This window comes from Acidovorax sp. Leaf73 (assembly GCF_916855635.1).
Lineage (GTDB): Bacteria > Pseudomonadota > Gammaproteobacteria > Burkholderiales > Burkholderiaceae_C > Acidovorax > Acidovorax facilis.
Map to the genome: position 1 here is coordinate 716879 of NZ_CAKASI010000003.1, position 19354 is coordinate 736232.

The 19354-nt window shown below is 65.4% G+C and carries 14 protein-coding genes; 8 read left to right on the forward strand and 6 right to left on the reverse strand.

Features of this window, described 5'->3' with window-relative positions:
- Window positions 1-5: 5 nt before the first annotated feature.
- The 5 genes from tkt to LPA35_RS13130 form a co-directional block, all read right to left on the reverse strand.
- Window positions 6-2087 carry a transketolase gene (gene tkt / locus LPA35_RS13110; protein WP_121508273.1) on the reverse strand — a complete coding sequence of 694 codons (2082 nt, stop codon included), beginning with the start codon at window positions 2085-2087 and terminating at the stop codon, window positions 6-8.
- A gap of 226 nt (window positions 2088-2313) precedes the next feature.
- Window positions 2314-4692 carry a glycosyl hydrolase family 18 protein gene (locus tag LPA35_RS13115; RefSeq protein ID WP_228897268.1) on the reverse strand — a complete coding sequence of 793 codons (2379 nt, stop codon included), beginning with the start codon at window positions 4690-4692 and terminating at the stop codon, window positions 2314-2316.
- 209 nt (window positions 4693-4901) lie between these two features.
- A complete protein-coding gene (locus LPA35_RS13120) occupies window positions 4902-7733 on the reverse strand; it encodes an IPTL-CTERM sorting domain-containing protein (protein ID WP_228897269.1) in 2832 nt (943 codons plus the stop codon).
- A gap of 99 nt (window positions 7734-7832) precedes the next feature.
- On the reverse strand, window positions 7833-8768 hold the full coding sequence (locus tag LPA35_RS13125) for an AraC family transcriptional regulator (protein WP_228897270.1): 936 nt from the start codon (window positions 8766-8768) through the stop codon (window positions 7833-7835).
- A 247-nt stretch (window positions 8769-9015) separates the two neighbouring features.
- Window positions 9016-10104 carry a hypothetical protein gene (locus LPA35_RS13130; protein ID WP_228897271.1) on the reverse strand — a complete coding sequence of 363 codons (1089 nt, stop codon included), beginning with the start codon at window positions 10102-10104 and terminating at the stop codon, window positions 9016-9018.
- Between the two features lie 155 nt (window positions 10105-10259).
- Between LPA35_RS13130 and LPA35_RS13135 the strand changes: the two genes are divergently transcribed.
- The 5 genes from LPA35_RS13135 to pyk all read left to right on the forward strand — a co-directional run bounded on the left by LPA35_RS13135 (window position 10260) and on the right by pyk (window position 15175).
- Window positions 10260-10649 (forward strand): S-adenosylmethionine decarboxylase family protein, encoded by a 390-nt coding sequence (locus LPA35_RS13135; protein ID WP_228897272.1) that lies wholly within the window; start codon window positions 10260-10262, stop codon window positions 10647-10649.
- The gene (locus tag LPA35_RS13140; protein WP_228897273.1) at window positions 10646-11431 is read left to right on the forward strand and encodes a nucleotidyltransferase family protein; all 786 of its coding nucleotides are present in this window, start codon (window positions 10646-10648) and stop codon (window positions 11429-11431) included. Before LPA35_RS13135 ends, LPA35_RS13140 begins: the two co-directional genes overlap by 4 nt.
- Entirely contained in the window at window positions 11428-12825 is a 1398-nt protein-coding gene (locus LPA35_RS13145) for an aminopeptidase P N-terminal domain-containing protein (protein ID WP_228897274.1), read from the forward strand. The genes LPA35_RS13140 and LPA35_RS13145 overlap by 4 nt, the downstream gene beginning before the upstream one ends.
- A 14-nt stretch (window positions 12826-12839) precedes the next feature.
- Entirely contained in the window at window positions 12840-13625 is a 786-nt protein-coding gene (locus tag LPA35_RS13150) for a CPBP family intramembrane glutamic endopeptidase (protein ID WP_228897275.1), read from the forward strand.
- Window positions 13626-13738: 113 nt separating this feature from the next.
- Entirely contained in the window at window positions 13739-15175 is a 1437-nt protein-coding gene (gene pyk, locus LPA35_RS13155; protein ID WP_055398460.1) for a pyruvate kinase, read from the forward strand.
- Window positions 15176-15194: 19 nt separating this feature from the next.
- On the opposite strand, the gene LPA35_RS13160 is transcribed toward pyk, so the two are convergent.
- The gene (locus LPA35_RS13160) at window positions 15195-15935 is read right to left on the reverse strand and encodes a phosphatase PAP2 family protein (protein WP_228897276.1); all 741 of its coding nucleotides are present in this window, start codon (window positions 15933-15935) and stop codon (window positions 15195-15197) included.
- 79 nt (window positions 15936-16014) lie between these two features.
- On the opposite strand from LPA35_RS13160, the gene LPA35_RS13165 reads away from it, so the two are divergent.
- The 3 genes from LPA35_RS13165 to fba all read left to right on the forward strand — a co-directional run bounded on the left by LPA35_RS13165 (window position 16015) and on the right by fba (window position 19254).
- On the forward strand, window positions 16015-16722 hold the full coding sequence (locus tag LPA35_RS13165; protein ID WP_228897277.1) for a response regulator transcription factor: 708 nt from the start codon (window positions 16015-16017) through the stop codon (window positions 16720-16722).
- A complete protein-coding gene (locus LPA35_RS13170) occupies window positions 16719-18110 on the forward strand; it encodes a histidine kinase dimerization/phospho-acceptor domain-containing protein (RefSeq protein ID WP_228897278.1) in 1392 nt (463 codons plus the stop codon). The genes LPA35_RS13165 and LPA35_RS13170 overlap by 4 nt, the downstream gene beginning before the upstream one ends.
- A 79-nt stretch (window positions 18111-18189) precedes the next feature.
- Window positions 18190-19254, forward strand: coding sequence for a class II fructose-bisphosphate aldolase (gene fba / locus LPA35_RS13175; RefSeq protein WP_055398457.1), 1065 nt, complete (start codon window positions 18190-18192; stop codon window positions 19252-19254).
- Window positions 19255-19354 lie beyond the last annotated feature (100 nt).

Below are 19354 nucleotides of genomic sequence, written 5' to 3' on the forward strand. Positions count from 1 at the left end.
AAGTTTTAGCGGGCCTTCTTGGCGGGCTTCAGGCGGGCCGCGCCGATGGCCACCAGCACTGCGTCGGCCACGTTCTCTTCGGTGAAGCCGAAGTGCTTGAACAGCACCGGCGCGGGGGCCGATTCACCGTAGGTGTCGATGCCCACCACGGCGGCGCAGCCGTATTTCCACCAGCCGTCGGTCACGCCCATTTCCACGGCCACGCGGGGCACGCCGGCGGGCAGCACGCTGCTCTTGTACTTGGCGTCTTCGCGGTCGAAGGTGGTCGTGCTGGGCATGGAGACCACGCGCACGCCGATCTTCTTGTCGGCCAGCAGGCGCTGGGCCTTGAGGGCTAGTTGTACTTCAGACCCGGTGGCGATGATCACGGCCACGGGCTTCTTCTTGATGCCCACGTCGGAGGGTTCTGACAGCACATAGGCGCCGCGCGAGATGTCGCCCAGGTCGCGCTTGGGAGCGTAGGGCAGGTTCTGGCGCGACAGGGCCAGAACGGTGGGCTTGTTGCGGTTGGACAGGGCCACACTCCAGGCCACGGCGGTTTCGGCCGTGTCACCGGGGCGCCAGACGTCGAGGTTCGGAATCAGGCGCAGGCTGGCCACGTGCTCGATGGACTGGTGCGTGGGGCCGTCTTCACCGAGACCAATGGAGTCGTGCGTGAACACGTGGATCACGCGCTGCTTCATCAGCGCGGCCATGCGGATGGCGTTGCGGCTGTAGTCGCTGAACGTGAGGAAGGTGCCGCCGTAGGGGATGAAGCCACCGTGCAACGCCACGCCGTTCATGATGGCGGCCATGCCGAATTCGCGCACACCGTAGTTGATGTGGCGGCCACCGACCTTGTCGCCATTCGCGGCTTCGGTCTTGACCACGTTGCCCTGCATGTCAAAGCGCAGGTTGGGCGTGCTCTTGGTGTTGGTGAGGTTGGAGCCGGTCAGGTCGGCGCTGCCACCCAGCAGTTCGGGCAGGGCTGCGGTGAAGGCTTCCAGCGCCAGCTGGCTGGCCTTGCGGCTGGCCACGGTTTCGCCCTTGGTATGGGCGGCCACCACGGTGTCCACGGCCACCTGGGCAAAGTTGGCGGGCAGGTCGCCGTTCATGCGGCGCGTCAGCTCGGCAGCCAGCTCGGGGAAGGCGGCGGTGTAGGCGGTAAAACGCTCGTTCCAGGCGGCCTCAAAAGCTTGGCCGTTGGCCTTGCAGTCCCAGCTGGCGTACACGTCTTCGGGGATCACGAAGGGTTCGCTGGCCCAGCCCAGGGCTTCGCGGGTCAGCGCGATTTCTTCGGCGCCGAGCGGTTCGCCGTGGGCCTTGGCGGTGTTGGCGCGGTTGGGGCTGCCCTTGCCGATGTGCGTCTTGCACACGATCAGGGTGGGGCGCTCGGTCTGCTTCTTGGCTTCTTCGATGGCTGCGGCCACCTTGTCAGCATCGTGGCCGTCGATGGGGCCGATCACGTTCCAGCCGCTGGCCACAAAACGCAGGGGGGTGTTGTCGGCAAACCAGGGCGCGACCTGGCCGTCGATGCTGATGCCGTTGTCGTCGTACAGGGCGATCAGCTTGTTGAGCTTCCAGGCGCCGGCCAGAGACACGGCTTCGTGGCTGATACCTTCCATCAGGCAGCCATCGCCCAGGAAGGCGTAGGTGTGGTGGTCCACCACGGCGTGGCCTTCGCGGTTGAACTCGGCGGCCAGCAGCTTTTCAGCCAGCGCAAAGCCCACGGCGTTGGTAATGCCCTGGCCCAGCGGGCCGGTGGTGGTTTCCACGCCAGCGGTGTAGCCCACTTCGGGGTGGCCGGGCGTCTTGCTGTGCAGCTGGCGGAAGTTCTTCAGCTCGCCAATCGGCAGGTCGTAGCCCGTGAGGTGCAGCAGCGCGTACAGCAGCATGGAGCCATGGCCGTTGGAAAGCACAAACCGGTCGCGGTCAAACCACTGGGGGTTGGTAGGGTTGTGCTTGAGGTGGCGGCTCCACAGCGCCACGGCCATGTCGGCCATGCCCATGGGGGCGCCGGGGTGGCCGGAGTTGGCTTGTTGAACGGCGTCCATGGCCAATGCGCGGATCGCATTTGCCATCTGTTGGGATTGCTGGGTGTTGGCCATGGGGGGAGGGTTCAGGGTGGGTGATTCGGGGGAAACCCGGCATTTTACCGGGGCGCGCTGCACTCACCCCCACGCGTCTTCGCCCGGGCTACTCCAAAGCGGCTTCCCCAACGCGTTGCGTCGCCCCAGCGTTCGGGGCTTGGCGCGGCAGATGGGGCGTCGCCCACCGCACTCCATGGCTGCAGGGTTGACGCGGGACGGAGGTGCCGCGACCCTGTGCTCCTCTTCAGGGGACCTGCACAAACACCGGCGCAGACAGCGGGCCTTCGTTGCCTGCCGCGTCCAGCATGCTGACCTGGTAGCCCCGATGACCGCGCGGAGCGGCGGTGTCTGCGAAGGTGATTCCGGTGACGGTGGCGACCAGCACGCCATCTCTGTACACGCGATAGCCTGCAGCCCCGGACGCGATGAACGCCTGTTTGACCGCCTGCATCTGCGGATTGCTGCTGGATTGCGGCAAATACCCGTAGTTGATGGTCCACACCAGCGTGCCGCCCAAGCCTTGCTCACGCACCCACTGGCCTTTGGCCGCGATGGAGCGCTCGTCTTCGAAGCTCAGGTAGGTCACTGGCGTGTTGGGGCCGCGATTCCATGGCGGGGAGTAAGTGATGTAGCCTTGTTTTGCCACGTCATCCCAATGGTAGATGGCGCCCGTCCGGCCGAAGGCGTTGTCTTGAACCAGGCGCTGGTAGTTATTTTCCCAATCGCCATTGTTCATCCAGCCTTGCATGCCGTTCAAGCTTTGGCGCGGTCCGGTGACAGGATGGTTGTAGTAGGCGCCATACAAACCGATGCCGATGCCCAGCTTGGAGCGTGGCACGCCTGCGTCAAGGTAGGCTTGAACTGTTGATTGAATCGACGTTGGATACAGTTCGCCTGCACCGAACAACGGGGAGTGGTGCCAAGACAGCCAGCCCCAGTCGCCCGTCATGCTGTAAGTCATCAAATTGAAGCGATCGACTGCTGCGGCCACTTCGACGTGCCAGGGCGTGATGTCGGACTGGTTCTGATTGACCCAGAACCCAGGCCAGCTCAGTTCCAGTGGCGCGTTAGGTACCTGGTATCGGGCCCTTTGCGCGGATGCGACGCGCAATTCGCGCAGAAGTGCCAGGGCCTGGGCGCGTGCGGGGGCCGTTTCCAGGTTTTCTTCCCAGTCGATGTCCACGCCGTCGTAGTTCTTCTGTACGGCCTTGTCCAGAATGTTCTGGATGAAGCGTGCACGAACCGTGGGGTCGGCGGTGGCGGCTAAAAATCCGGGGCCGTCGCTGTCGCCACCTACCATCATCACCGTCTTTACGCCTGCAGCATGGGCCTTGGCAATCAGCGCGTTCTCAACCTCTGGCGAGTGCCCTCCGCCCGCACCTTCGAGCAGATCACCCGCCCGTCCACCCGGGAGGGACCCGAGCGCTGGTGCATAGCGCCCGAAAACGAAGTGCGTCATCGTGCTCATGTCCACGGCTTCCGGCGGATAGGTCTCCCAGAACCAACCGGCGTAGTAGCCGTTGACCCATTTGCCGCTGCGGGCCACCGGATCCCAAGCCAGGTTTACCCCGCGTGTGGAAACTGTCGCGTTCAACCCGCTGACCGAGGGAAGCGGGTTACTGGCCTCTACCTCCACCTGCGTTGTGGCCACGGTGCTCTTGCCAGCGCTGTCGGTACAGGTCAGGGTATAGGCGGTGTTTGTGGTGGGACTTACCAGCTCACTGCCTTCGGTGGCGCGCGCGCCGCTCCATCCGCCCGACGCGGCGCAGCTGGCTGCGTTGCTAGCCTGCCAGGCCAGGCGCGCGTTCTGGCCTGCGGTAATGCGGGGCGGCGTGGCCGTCAAGCTGATCGTGACGGGCGGTGGCGGCGTCTTGCGCACTGTGACGGTGGCGGATGCGCTGGCCGTGGTACCCGCCGCATTGCGGCAACTCAGGCCATAGGTGGTGGTTGCGGCAGGCCGCACGTTGGTGCCGCCGTTGGTGGCCTGTTCGCCGGTCCAGCCGCCATTGGCGGCGCATGTGACGGTGTTTTCGGTGGTCCACGCCAAGATGCTGCTGCCCCCCATGTCAATGGCTTCTGGCTGGGCAGTGAATGCGCGGATGCGCGGGGGTTCTGGTGGTGGTGGGGGTGTTGTGGTGGGCTTTAACCCTTCAATAAAGAGCTGCGCCAAGCCTTCGCCTCCGGCCTCAAAATACTCCATGCGCACGGTGTGAGGGCCCTCCGTCAATCGCATGGATGCGGTGTCCATCGCGATGCTGTGCCGAGCCCAGTGGTTGATGACCCGTTTCCCATCGACGAACAGGCGCACTCCGTCGTCTGTGAAGGTGGTGAACTTGGCGGCTCCAGCGGCGAACGGCAGGCTCGCCGTCCAGCGGACCGAGAACGCGTCTACTGGCAGGCGCGCGTCGGGGCTGTTGGTCATCCAGTAGTAGTCGATGGGGCCTTGTTCGCACCGGGTCAGCACGGCAGCTCCGGACAGGTTGGTGTTGGGAAAGTATTCCACCAGCCACTGGCCGGGTGCGCAATCGAGTGCAAGCGCCTGGGTGCTCGCCAGGAGCAGGCCTGCTGCTATGGCGCGCGCCCGAGGTGCGAAGAGTGTTCTGATTGAAGCGTCGTTTGACATGGTTGTCCTGTTGTCTGGGTCCGTGAAACAAGGGGAAACACTGCCGTAGTTCGAACGGCTGGTTGTTCACCCCGCATGCACCGCTGCGAAGTTGGCTCGGATTCGTAGCGTTCTAAAAAAGTGAGCAACTAACGCTTGATGAGCGAGCGCTAGAAGCAGTTTTTTGCATCCATGAGCTGGCCGCAGTCAAAGCTGCGCCGAGCCATCCATCAAATGCGTATGTGGCGTCTCTGAAGCAGCGCGAAACCGGCCATCAGCACAGACAGCAGAATCAAACCCCATTCAGACAATGTGGGGATGCTCTGCGCGCCACCCACCGCGCCGGGTACAGGCGTGACGGCGGCCGACGGAGGTGCTGATGCGTTGCCGCCTGCGGTGTTGGCAGTCACCGTGAAGGTGTACGCCGTGCCGTTGGTCAGGCCCGTCACGGTGCACGAGGTGGCAGGTGCTTGCACGGTGCAACTGGCGCCGCCCGGTTGGGCGGTCACCGTGTACGACGTGGGCGGAGTGCCCCCCAGGCGTGGTTGCCAGGACACCGTAACCCTGCCGTCGCCAGGGGTGGCGTTGACATTGGTCGGCGCGTTGGGCGCTCCCCCGGCCAGCACGCGCAAGGTGACCGCATCGGATGCCATACCGTTGACGAACAGCGTGAGCTGATACCAACCCGCAGTGACCCCTGTCGGCATAGGTTGCCCTGTGAAGGTGGTGGCGTTGGAGTTCTCTGCGGCGATCCAATAGACCTCCTCGTTGTCCACGCGCTGCATGCGTACCAGGGGCACATTGGAGGCAGACTGGCTGAAGCCGCCGCCGCTGCCTTCGCTGTCGCCGGTAAAACGCAGTCCGCCCAGTTGAAGCGATGAGCCATGCGCGACCTGTGCCGGAGCCGTTGTGATGCGCGGGCGACGCGAATCCGAAACACCAAGCTTTCCACCGTAGAGCAGTGCCGTGGCTGCGCCATTGGTCAGCCCGCCTGCAATCAGTACCTGGCCATTCGCCAGCACGGTCGCAGTGTGTTGGTTTCTCCCCTGGGGCAATGGGCCCGCAGTCTGCCAGGTTCCGGCACCTGGGTCGTAAACCTCTGCTGATCCTATGCCAGCCCCGCTGTACATACCGCCGGTGACCAGAACGCGGCCATCGGTAAGGAGTGTTGCCGTGTGGACAACGCGCTTTTGCTGAAGGTCGCTGGTGGGTTGCCAGGCGTTCGTCGCAGGGTCAAATATTTCAGCGCTGTTCAGGTAGGTGAAGTTGGCCATGCCTCCTGCCACCAAAACCCGACCGTCTGATAGTAGCGTTGCCGTGTGCTGGCTCCTCGCACCTTGCATACTTGGGCCTGCTGTCCAGGCTCCCGTGCGCGGAGTGTAGAACTCCACCGTGGTGGTAGCCTGTCCGTTCACTGCGTTTCCGCCCGCCAGCATGACTCGCCCGTCGCGCAGCAGCGTAGCCGTGTGCCCATTGCGCGGCGTTAACATGGGCCCCGCAGACAACCATTTGTTGGTCGCAACGTTGTAGATTTCCGCCTCCACCAAGCTACCGTTGTTGGTCCCTCCCGCCACAAGAACGTCGCCACCTGGCAGCAAGGTGGACGTGTGTACATACCGTCCGTGAACCAGCGAAGGGGCAGCAGACCACTGATTGGAGATGGGGTCGTACAGCTCGACATCGTTGAGCGAATACGCGCCCCCCACGACCAATACGCGGCCATCGGTCAGCAGGGTTTGGGTGTGGTATTGCCGAGCCTTTGCCATCGATGCAGCCGCTTGAAATTGTCCACTGGCGATGTGGTAGCGCAGCGTGGTGGCAGAGGGCTGGGCGGAACCGCCGTTGGGGATAAGGCCACCAGCGATGAGCACGGTGCCGTCGGGCAGTGCCGTGGCTTTGTGATACGCCCGCAGCGCGGGCAACGGGCCAGTTGTGGCGGGCGCCAGAGTATCTGCGCTAAACAACTCAGCGCTGTCGAGAGCCCCAGCACCACCCTGGCCGCCGACCACGAGCACATTGCCCGTGTGCAGTACCAGTGCGCTGTGCCCGCTGCGCGCTGTGGTCATGGGTGCAAAAACGTTGATCGAACCCGATAGTGGGTTGTAAATCTCAGCCTTGTCGATGGGTATCCCGCCCGCCTCGCCTCCGCTGAGCAGCACCCGCCCATCGGGCAGCAGGGCTGCGGTATGTCGTGTGCGAGAGGCGTTGAGCGTTGCCGAGGGAGTCCACGTGTCAGTGGCGGGGTCGTACAGCAAGGTGCTGGCAAGTGCACCGCTTGCGTCGCTGCCGCCGACCAGCAATACCTTTCCATCGGGGAGCAGGGTCGCTGTGTGATCAAAGCGAGGTGACGGTAACGCTGCCACCGAGGCCCAGGTGTCGGTCGAAGGGTTCCAGGCAGCCACCGCCTTGGTGGAGGATTGGCCGTTGTCAATACCTCCGACCACGAGCACGCGTCCGTCATTCAGCAGCGTGGCTGTATGCTGGCGCGCGCCTTGGCCCGGCATTTGTGCGATGGAGCCCCAGCTGCGCGTCTCGGGGTCATAGATCTCCGCCGATCGCCGCGCTTCAGCGCCAGATTTTCCTCGGCCGCCGACTATAAACACGCGTCCATCCTTGAGCAGCGTGGCGGTGTGGTACTCACGTTCCACACCCATGGGGTCCACCGTGGAGAACTGACCCACCTGTGAGTCGAAGATTGCGGCCGAAGTCTGCGAAACGTTTCCGTTGTTTCCTCCCGCAATCAACACCATGCCGTTGCGCAGCAACGTTGCTGTGTGGCGAGAGCGAGCACCACTGGGCAGTGCTGGCCCGGCGGCCCATTTGCCGGTGCCAGTGTCATAGATCTGGGTGCTCGCGTTGGTGGCGCTGCCACTGCGCCCTCCGGCCACGAGCACGCGGCCGTCATTCATCTCGGTGGCGGTGTGCTCGTAGCGTGCCGTGGCGAAGCTGGCCACTGGTTGCCACCCTGCAGCGTTGGCCATGGCCGCGCTGGTCAATCCCAGCCAAAGGACTGCGGCCCTCAGCACGCGCGGCGTATTCGCGGCCAGTGCGGTATCTGTCATGCGAAATCCCTTCCAAAGAAAACAAAATGGGCCCGCTACGGGCCCGTGGTGAATTCTTTAGAAAAGAGGCCACTGCGGCGACAGCCGTTCAGCGCAATTTCACAGCCGGCTGTTCGGTGGGGGGGCTTCGGACCCGGGCGTGACCCCGTGCTCTCGCTTGTAGGCGCGCGCGAGGATCGCGCCTGTGGAATACCCCACGGCATCGGCAACTTGTTGCAAGGTGAGGCGCTGCTCTTTGAGCAAGCGCTCTGCCAGGTGAAGCCGCCATCGCGCCAGGTAGCGCATGGGCGGAAGCCCCGTCTGCGCCTGAAATCGCTGGGTGAACTGCGTTCTGCTCATGTGGCACAGCGCGGCCAGTGAGCTGGCCGTCCATGGGTGGGCGCAGCGGGTATGAATGCTCTCCAGCGCGACCAGAAGGCGCTCATCCCGGGGGGCGCTGACGTCGCTGGCCCGGCTCTGCACCACACGCCCAGGATCGTTCAACCACGCGAGCACCAGCCGCTGCATGAGTGAGTTCATGACGTGCGTTAGCCCGACGCCATTGCCACCCCCTCGAATATCGGCCATCCATGCGACTAGCTGCGTCATGGTGGGCAGCCAGGTCATCGCATCCGCTTTTGCCAACACAAGGATGGGCGGCAATGAGGCCATCAGCGGATGGGCAGAGAGCTCAGAGCGCCAGTAGAAACTACCGCTCCAGCGCTCGTCCGCCGATGGTGGTGCGTTCGCCGCGTGTCCCATCACGATGTCAAAGGATTTGCCGCGTCGCTTGAGACCCTGGCCCACCAGGTCAGAAAATTGCTGTAGTGGTGCACGCTCATCGGTATAGATGCGGTGGCGCCCTGCGTGCGGCAAAAACACCACGTCTCCCGCATTCAGGGCCAGCGGGGCGTTGTTCTCCCAGCGCAACTGGCAACCCTCACTACCTACGATGTACAGCGGCGCGCGGCTGCGGCTGCTGATCTCCACGTGCAAGGGCGGGTCACAATGAAACTGAAAATGCAGAAAGGGTTCGAACGTGAGGCTGTTGACCATCGCTTCATGGGATCGGTTTGCGGGCGCCAACGCTGAGCCTATGTGGTCGGGGGCATTGTTTGTCGGATGGCCGACGATGGGGGCGGGGGATTCAGCACGCGCCTGACGGGGCCATGCGGCATCTCTCATGGGGGCTCCGTTGAATAAGATTGGGTGCGTGCGTGCACCCAACGGAGCGCGATTGTGTGGGGCGGTGGCGGCGCATACCAGTCCCCCAGGGGGGAATGGCGTTGCCACCCAACTGCTGCTAGTGCTGCTGCAGAATTTGGCCCAGGCTCTCCCAGTCGGCGGCGCCGGTGACTTCGAAGATGGCCCGCAGATGCTTCTTGAGCGCCGCAGCGCCTACGCCGGTGCGCTCTACGCACTCGCTGCGCGCGTGACCGATACCCGCCAATAGCGCAATTTCGCGTTGCAATGGGCTGAGCTGCAAAGCAAGGACGCGACGCACCATATCGATGCAGCGGGACCGCTCCAGTTGAAGCGTCAGCATTACCTGGCTCGGTCCCCCTGCCAGAGAGTTCAGTTCGTGTGCTTTGGCCACCAGCCAGCCGTGTGGAACGGGTACGCGCGATGTGCCATCCTGCGGCAGGCCCAAACGCTGCAATAGATCCTGCGGCAACTTTTGCGGCAAGCGTGATCGCGAGTCATCGCGCACACCAAGTCCTGCCAGGTTGGCCTGGCGTAGCAGCTCGGTGGCGACCGCGTCCACCAGCAGGGGGCGCTGATCCGCAGCATCCAGCAGGATATGGCCTGTGGCACCGAACCGCCCGGTTTCCCAGCGGGTGGTGAGCGAGGTGGGCTTAAAAGCCCGTGACAGACTGACGCAGGCGCGCTCCAGCATCCTGGCCTGGGCATCGCTAAAGCTGAGGCCAGGTGCAAGAAACAGAGTCGCAATGGCTCGTGCGCGGCCATCCACCTCGACGCGAAGATCCAGCGTATGTTGGTGGCCGCTGGCGCGCACCAGAAGGTTGTAGCTGTTGGACCGAAAGTACCTTGCCCCGGGAGCCAGGAGTCGGCCGACGCGAGGACCGTCGGTCTTGGCAAGTTCCAGCACGTTCGTTTCCCCGGGCCCGTTAAACAGACGCGGGTACTCGTTGAGAAAAAGATCCTGCGTGGATGCCGGTGAGTCCTCGTGGTGGAATCCGGCAGGAAGGCCGTTTTCGTCCAGCCAGAAAAGTGCTGCGGCATCGGCACCGACGAGTACGCGCAACACCGCGCAAACATCAGGTGCGACCGGTGCAAGCCCCAGACCCAGGTCACAGAGCATGTCGAGCTGTTGCCAAAGCCGCTGCTGCGAGGCGACGGTTTTGGGAGTGCTGATGGCCTGCGGACGCATAGGGTTGGATCTGTGCAACGGCAAAGTGCGCATTATCCGTAGCCCGAAACCGGTTGGCGCGATCCGGCTGGCAGAAAATCGAAGCTCTTTGTGCGGTTGCGACCTTGCGCCAAACCGACCGCGATCCGCTCGCCAATGCACTACAGTGCACCCCCATGCAAGGACTGCACCTCACCGCCGATCTGCATGGCTGCCGCTGTGCCCCTGCCTGGCTGCTGGACGCCGCCGCCCTGGGCCACGCCTGTACCGATGCGGTGCACGCCGCCGGGCTGCAGCCCGTGGGGCAGTTATTTCATGAATTTCCGGCCACGGCGCATGGCCCTGGCGGAGTGACTGCTACTGTTTTGCTAGCAGAATCCCACCTGTGCGTGCACACCTGGCCCGAGCAGCGCGCGGTGACGCTGGATGTGTATGTGTGCAACTTTGGCGCCGACCATTCGGGCAAGGCGCGGGCGCTGATGGACGCGCTGCTGGCCCTGTTCGACCCCACCACGGTGGAGCGCCACGCGCTGCAGCGGGGTGCTGTGAACGAGGTGGCGGCATGAGTTCTAGTGCCGCCTCCCATCACCAGGTACCCGCGTTGCTGCTGGCCGCCGGCCGTGGCGAGCGCATGCGCCCGTTGACCGACACCACCCCCAAGCCTCTGCTGCCGGTGCAGGGCCAGCCGCTGCTGCAGTGGCACTTGGCGGCGCTGCAGGAGGCGGGTGTGGAACAGGTGGTGATCAACACCGCGTGGCTGGGGGCGCAGATCAGTGATCATTTTTTAGGTGTTTTTGGTCTCCAGCGCTTGATGGGTAAGCGCAAGCAGCTATCAATTTCGTACTCGCACGAAGGCGTGGACTTTGGCGGTGCGCTGGAAACCGCTGGTGGCATCGCGCGCGCGCTGCCCCAGCTGGGCCCCGTGTTCTGGCTGGCGGCAGGTGATGTGTTTGCCCCCGACTTCGTGTTCGACAGCGCCGCCGTGGCGGCCTTTGAAGCCAGCCACCACCTGGCCCACGTGTGGCTGGTGCCCAACCCCGCCCATAACCCGCGCGGCGACTTTGGCCTGTCGGCAGACGGGCTGGCGCTGAACCTGCCCGCCGACGACCCCGCGCCACGCTACACCTACAGCACCATCGCCCTGTTGCGCGCCGAGCTGTTTGCAGCGCCGTGGTGCGACATTCCGCCCGGAAACCCCGGCGGCATCAAAGCCCCGCTGGCACCGCTGCTTCGCCGTGCAATGGACAATGGCCGCGTCAGTGCGCAGCTCTACACCGGCCGCTGGACCGATGTGGGCACGCCCGAGCGGCTGGCCGAACTCAACTCCTTTTCTTCCAACGCGCCATGAACACCACCGTGACTGCCTCTGTCTACGCCCAGCGCCGCGCGCACCTGGCTGCCCAGCTGGGCCCCGGGGGTATCGCCATCATTCCTACGGCGCTGGAGCGCCCGCGCAATCGGGACAGCGACTTTCTGTTCCGCCACGACAGCTACTTCTACTACCTGACCGGCTTCACCGAGCCCGGCGCGTGCCTGGTGCTGGCCCACGACGGCCGCAGCACGCTGTTTTGCCAGCCCAAGGACCTGGAGCGCGAGATCTGGGATGGATACCGCCTGGGCCCGGCCGCCGCGCCCGCTGCGTTGGGAGTGGACGCGGCACATTCGATGGCTGAGCTGGACAGCAAGCTGCCGCGCCTGCTCGAAAACACGGGCTGCGTCTGGTACCCGTTTGCCACGCACAGCGGCTTGGCGGCGCGGGTGGAGGGCTGGCTCAACGTGGTGCGCGGCCGTGTGCGCTATGGCGCCATCTGCCCCGCAGAACAGAACGACCTGTGCACGCTGCTCGACGAGATGCGCCTGTTCAAGGACGCGCATGAGCAGGACATCATGCGTCGCGCAAGCAGCATCAGCGCGCAGGCCCACATCCGCGCCATGCAGCGCTCGGCCCGCATGCTGCGCGCCGGGGAGGATGTGCGCGAATACCACCTCGATGCCGAGCTGCTGCACGCGTTCCGAGACGCAGGCTCGCAGTACCCGGCCTACAGCTCCATCGTGGCGGCGGGCGCGAACGCCTGCGTGCTGCACTACCGCGCCGATGCGGCCCCGGTGCGCGATGGCGAGCTGGTGCTGATCGACGCGGGCTGCGAGCTGGACAGCTACGCCAGCGACATCACCCGCACCTTCCCCGCCAACGGCACATTTACAGGCCCCCAGCGTGCGCTGTACGACCTGGTGCTGGCCAGCCAGGATGCCGCCGTGGCTGTCACCAAGGCGGGTGCCCGCTTCAACGACCCGCACGACGCCACGGTGGCCGTGCTGGCGCAGGGCATGCTGGACCTGGGCTTGCTTGACAAGAACAAGGTGGGGTCGGCGCAGGACGTGATCGACAAGCGCGCGTACTTCCAGTTCTACATGCACCGCACCAGCCACTGGCTGGGCATGGATGTGCACGACTGCGGCAGCTACGTGGAGCCCGGCGAAGTCGGCCAGGTGAGCGAGCGCAAGGACCCGCTCTCGGGCGAGACCATCACCAACCGCCCCAGCCGTGTGCTGCGCTCCGGCATGGTGCTCACCATCGAGCCGGGCATCTATGTGCGCCCTGCCGAGGGCGTGCCTGAGCAGTTCCACAACATCGGCATCCGCATTGAAGACGATGCCATCGTGACGGACGCGGGCTGCGAGCTGATCACGCGTGGCGTGCCCGTGAAGGCCGACGAGATCGAAGCGCTGATGCGCGCCTGAGCGTGGGCAAACCCATGGCAGTGGACAACGCTCTGTTGGCGGAGTCGGCGGGTGCCCCGGGGCAACCCGCGAAGTGGCGACTGGGCGGCACGCTGTGGTTGCTGGGCATGCCCGGCGTGGTGGCGGTAGTGTGGGCGCTGCTGCCACCTTTGAAGGCCAACGAGGCGCTGCTGCCGTTGCCGCTCTGGGCGGTGGTGCTGCTCAGCGGGTTGCAGACGGCCGTGCTATTGGCGCTGGCTGTGGCGGTGGGCGTGTGGCTGGCGCCCCGCGTGGGCCTGCGGGCGCCCGTGGTGTCTTCCTGGCTGGTCGGCCAGCCCATCGGCCCCGCGCTGCGTGTCCAGTCCCTGCCTGGCATCGTGGGCGGTGTGGTGGGTGCCGCGTGGTTGTGGGTGCTGTCCCAGGTGGCGCCCGCAGCGCTCCAGCCGTCGGACCCTGCCAGCGCCATGCCGCTGGTGGTCAAGCTGCTGTATGGCGGCATCACCGAAGAGCTGCTGGTGCGCTGGGGCGTGATGACCTTGCTGATGTGGCTGGGCTGGCGCGTGGTGCAGCGCGGACAGGGCCAGCCGGGCAAGGGGCTGGTGGCTGTGGCGGTGCTGCTCAGTGCGCTGCTGTTTGCGCTGGGGCATCTGCCTGCCGCGCAGGCGCTGGCGGGCGCATTGACGGTGCCCGTTGTGGTGTTTGTGCTGGTGGGCAACACGGCCTTTGGCCTGGTGGCAGGCTGGCTCTACGCGCGCCACGGGCTGGAGGCCGCGATCCTGGCGCATGTGCTGGCGCATCTGTTGTCATCCCCGTTGCTCTGATGGGGCTTTTGGACCGCAGGGCGGATGCAAGGGGTAACTCGCCTGTAACCGCTTCGTGTGAGAATTGAAACTCGATTACATCCACCAGACAAACGAGAGAAAGAGACAAACCCATGCCTACCCGCCGCGCCACCAAGATTGTTGCCACTCTGGGCCCCGCCTCCAGCGACCCGGCACTGCTGGAGGCCATGATCCGAGCGGGGGTGAACGTGGTGCGGCTGAACTTCAGCCACGGCAAGGCGCAGGACCATATCGACCGCGCCGCCACCGTGCGTGCCGCTGCCCAGCGCGCGGGCCGCGAGGTGGCCATCATGGCCGACCTGCAGGGCCCCAAGATCCGCGTGGGCAAGTTTGCCGAGGGCAAGGTGCAGCTGGAGTCGGGCGCCAAGTTTGTGCTGGATGCATCGCGCACCGAACTGGGCGACATCGAAGGTGTGGGGCTCGACTACAAGGAGCTGCCACGCGACGTGAAGGCGGGCGACCTGCTGCTGCTCAATGACGGCCTGATCGTGCTCACGGTGGATGCGGTGCGCGGCGAGGAAGTGCACACCACCGTCAAGGTGGGTGGCGAGCTGTCGAACAACAAGGGCATCAACAAGAAGGGTGGCGGCCTTACGGCACCGGCCCTCACGGCCAAGGACATGGAGGACATCCGCACGGCGATGAGCTTCCAGGCCGACTACGTGGCCGTGAGCTTTCCCAAGAACGCAACCGACATGGAAATGGCGCGCCAGCTGTGCAATGTGGCCGCGTCCGAGTACCGCCACAAGCCGGGCCTGATCGCCAAGATCGAGCGGGCCGAGGCCATCCCGCACCTCGAAGCCATCCTGCGCGTGAGCGACGGGATCATGGTGGCGCGCGGCGACCTGGCGGTGGAAGTGGGCAACGCGGCCGTGCCCGCGCTGCAAAAGAAGATGATCCGCATGGCGCGCGAGCTGGACAAGGTCGTCATCACCGCCACGCAGATGATGGAAAGCATGATCACCAACCCCGTGCCCACGCGCGCCGAGGTGAGTGACGTGGCCAACGCCGTGCTGGACGGCACCGACGCCGTGATGCTGAGCGCCGAGACGGCCGCAGGCCGCTACCCGCTCGAAACCGTGGAAGAAATGGCCACCATCTGCGCAGCGGCCGAGGCGGCGGAAGACCATCACCTGGACGCGGACTTCACCGGCCAGACCTTTGGCCGCATCGACCAGTCCATTGCCATGGGCGCGCTGTTCACGGCCCACCACCTGGGCGCCAAGGCCATCGTGGCCATGACCGACAGCGGTGCCACGGCGCTGTGGATGAGCCGCCACAGCATCCGCATCCCCATCTATGCGCTCACGCCCAAGGTGACCACGCAGCGCAAGATGGCCATGTACCGCAACGTGCGCCCCCTGCTCATGGACACCAGTGCTGACCGCGATACGGCCCTTGAGCAGGCCGAGCGCCACCTCAAGAACCGCAACATCGTGCAAAAGGGCGATGTCTATGCCATCACCTGCGGCGAACCCATGGGTGCGCCGGGCGGGACCAATATGCTGAAGATCTGCGTGGCGAGCTGAATAGCCAGGTTCTGAGTCGTTAGCTGGCCGCGTGTGGCGGGTCGTTGGCGAGAGACAACGCCGCCAGGCGTGGGCGCAGTGCCAACGCTCCCAGGTCGCACAGCCAGCCCACCGTCCAGCAGAGCCAGCCCGTCCACAGCGTGTGGCTCATGAAGTGCGCGCCCCGCACCTGTTGGGCTCCACCCAGCACCAAGCCTGCCAGCACCGCCGCAGCCAGCCACCAGCGCGCGGCAGCCGGTGCCTTGTGGCGCAGCGCGAAGTAGCCCCCCACGAAGGCAAAACCCGCCGAGGCATGGCCCGCCGGAAAGCACCGCCCACCGCCGCCATCGACCACGCCCAGCGCCCAGTGGGAGGCATACCGCGCCACACCGCCGAACTCCGCCAGGTCCCAGGGGCAGCTGGTGGTGCTGAGGTTCTTGCCCACGCTCACGGCCGCCAGCGCCAGCAAGGCACTGATGGCCATCTGCAGGCGCTCACCCATATCCAGACGCCGCAGCACCCCCCAGGGCCACCAAACGCCCAGCGCCAGCAGCAGCACCAGCAGCCATCCCAGGCGGCGGGCCCCTTCGTGGAGCACCTGCACGAAGAACCATTGTTCTCGCAGTGGGAACCCGTTGGCCGAGCCAAACGCGCGGGCCAGGGGGATGTCTTGCCCGCCAGCGTCCCACGCCACTATGGCGATCAGGATGCCCAGGGTCCACAGGAGCAAGGTACGGTGGTCGTGGGCGAAGCGGCGGGGCGAGGAAGGCGTGGACAGCATTTCACCGACCATAGGGCGCGCCACTTAACGCCGCCTTAATGACCCTGCGCAGGTGGCCGCGCCCGGCGACAATCGCTGCATGCGAATACTCGTTGTCGAAGACGATGCCGGCATTGCCGCAGGCCTGCGCACGAACCTGCAGCAACGTGGCTATGCGGTGGATGTGTGTGATGGCGTGGCCAGTGCCTGGGGGGCGTTGCGCGCGGAGCGCTTTGATGCCGTGCTGCTCGATCTGGGGCTGGTCGACGGTGATGGCGGCGATCTGCTGCGGCGGTTGCGCCTGAGCCCGGCGCCCGGGGGGGCGGCTTCTGCGCAGGTTTTGCCCGATCCCTCCACCCCTGTGCTCATCGTGACCGCCCGTGACCAGGTTCACCAGCGCATTGCGGGGCTGGACCAGGGGGCGGATGACTACCTGGCCAAGCCTTTTGACATGGACGAGCTGGATGCGCGCTTGCGCGCCCTGCTGCGCCGGGCCGCCGGGCGTGCCTCGCCCACCATCCGCTATGGCGATATCGAGATGGACCCTGCGGCGCGCACGGTGCACCAAGGCGGCAAGCTGGTGGAGATGTCGCCCCGGGAGTTTTCGGTGCTGCTGGTGTTGCTGGAGGCGCGGGGGCGGGTGCTCTCGCGCCAGCAGATCGAAGAGCGCCTGTACAGCTGGGATGCGGCCATCGAGAGCAATGCGGTGGAGGTCCACATTCACCACCTGCGGCGCAAGCTGGGCAGCACATGTATCCAGACCATGCGAGGTGTGGGCTACTTCATGCCCCAGGAGGCGGCCGCATGAGCGCTGCTGCCGCAACGTCCGGGGGGAGTGCGCGCAGGCCGTCGCTGACCCGGCAGCTGCTGCTGTGGTCCCTGGGCGCGCTGGTGCTGGTGTGGGGCAGCTTTGTGTTCATGGGCTACCAGACGGGGGTGCACGAGGCGGATGAACTGACCGACGGGCACCTGGCCAGCGTGGCCGCCCTGTTGCTTAACCTGCGTGCGAACGAGGCTGCCGAGGGGCCCCAGGTCACCCAGCGGGTCGCCACACCCTGGCTCAAGTCGCACGACTACCAGCAATCGCTCAGCGTCGTCCAGTGGGATGCGCAGGGGCGTCTGCTCCATCACAGCGGTACGGCGCCCGTTCCTGCTTTCAGCGCCGCCGAGGGGTTCGCCAACATGGCGCTGGGGGCGAAGGGTGTGGTGTGGCGCAGTTTTTCTCAGTGGGACGCGGCACGCACGCACAAGATCATGGTGCTGCTGGAGCTGCGCGAGCGCGACGAGCTGGCCCAGGACATTGCCGAGCAGATGATCGAGCCTGGCCTGTGGTTGCTGCCCGTGGTGTCCCTGGCCCTCGGGCTTGCGCTGTGGCGCGGTCTGCGCCCGCTGTATGCCCTGTCGGCCGACGTGGCGGCGCTCGACCCCGCCAGCACCCAGCGCCTGGCGTCACGCCATGCCTGGAACGAGTTCGAGTCCGTGGTCGCATCGATCAACACCCTGCTGGACCGCCAGCAGGCGGCGATGGTGCGCGAGCGCCGGCTGGCCAATGAAGTCGCGCACGAATTGCGCACGCCCCTGTCCTCCATTGCGCTGCAGGCCAGTGCTTTGGGCGGCGAACTGGATGCGGCCGCCCGGGCGCAGGCGATCGCCCGCATTGGCCAGGATGCCCTGCGTGCAGGGCATGTGCTCAACCAGCTGCTGGCCCTGGCGCGCGCGAGCCGGGCCGAACTGCATGAGGCCAAGGCGCCGGTGGATCTGTGCGCGGTGGCGCGCCAGGTGTGTGCCGACTATGCCCAGGCGGCCTGGCAGCGGGGCAACGACATCGCACTGTCGGCGCCACCGGCGCTGTGGGTGTCTGGGCATGCGCTGCTGCTGGACATCGCGGCGCGCAATCTGGTGGAGAACGCGCTCAAACACACACCAGACGGCACGCACATCGCCGTGCAGGTAGGTGCTTCTGACGGGGCGGGTGCATGGCTGCAGGTGTGCGACGACGGCGCGCGGCGCCAGGGCGATGCGTCTGTCGCTCCGGGGCCGAGAAACCCCTCGGACAGCCTGCATCTGGGCCACGAGATCCTGCGGCGGGTCGCAGACATTCATGGTGGCTATTTCGGGCCAGCGCCTGCCGCCCCGCCCTTTACCACCTGTTTTCGGTTGGATTTGCCCCCTTCGGCGGTCACGCCCCCCGGTTAAAATTGCGAGTTACCAAGCGGTTACCACCGCCAAGCCCGGCTTACAGCGCCTTCCCCAACCCTCAACGGACCCTACGACCATGCCCCTCGTTTCGATGCGCGAACTGCTCGACCATGCCGCTGCCAACAGCTATGGCATCCCTGCCTTCAACGTCAACAACCTGGAGCAGGTCCAGGCCGTCATGGCCGCCGCCGACGAAGTGGGCGCCCCGGTCATCCTGCAGGCCAGCGCCGGTGCCCGCAAATATGCGGGTGAGCCCTTCATCAAGCACCTCATCCAGGCAGCGGTCGAGGCCTTCCCGCACATTCCGCTCGTCATGCACCAGGACCACGGCACTTCGCCCAAGGTCTGCCAGGGCGCCATCGACCTGGGCTTTGGCTCGGTGATGATGGACGGCTCGCTGATGGAAGACGGCAAGACGCCTTCCTCCTTCGAGTACAACGTGGAAGTGACCCGCAAGGTGGTGGACATGGCGCACAAGGTGGGCGTCACGGTCGAAGGCGAACTGGGCTGCCTGGGCAACCTGGAAACCGGCGAAGCCGGTGAAGAAGACGGTATTGGCGCTGAAGGCAAGCTCGACCACAGCCAGATGCTGACCGACCCTGAAGAAGCCGCCGTGTTCGTCAAGGCCACGCAACTGGACGCCCTGGCCATTGCCATCGGCACCAGCCACGGCGCCTACAAGTTCAGCCGCAAGCCCACGGGCGACATCCTGGCCATCAGCCGCGTCAAGGAAATCCACCAGCGCATCCCCAACACCCACCTGGTGATGCACGGTTCCTCGTCGGTGCCCGCCGAGTTGCTGGCCATCATCAACCAGTACGGCGGCAAGATGAAGGAAACCTACGGCGTGCCGGTCGAGGAAATCCAGGAAGCCATCAAGCACGGCGTGCGCAAGATCAACATCGACACCGACATCCGCCTGGCCATGACCGGCGCGGTGCGCAAGTTCCTGGCTGAGAACCCCGACAAGTTCGACGCCCGCGAATGGCTCAAGCCTGCCCGCGAAGCTGCCAAGCAGGTCTGCAAGCAGCGTTACCTGGAGTTCGGCTGCGAAGGCCAGGGCAGCAAGATCAAGGGCCTGAGCCTCCAGGTTGTGGCAGCCCAGTACGCTGCGGGTACGCTGGCCCAAGTGGTGAACTGATCGTTGGCATGAGGCCCTGAGGGGCCGCTGCCCAGCCTGGCTGCGTTGTGCTGCCAGGCTTTTTTTTGCCTGTCTGCATGCAGAGACTGGGGAGTTCCCT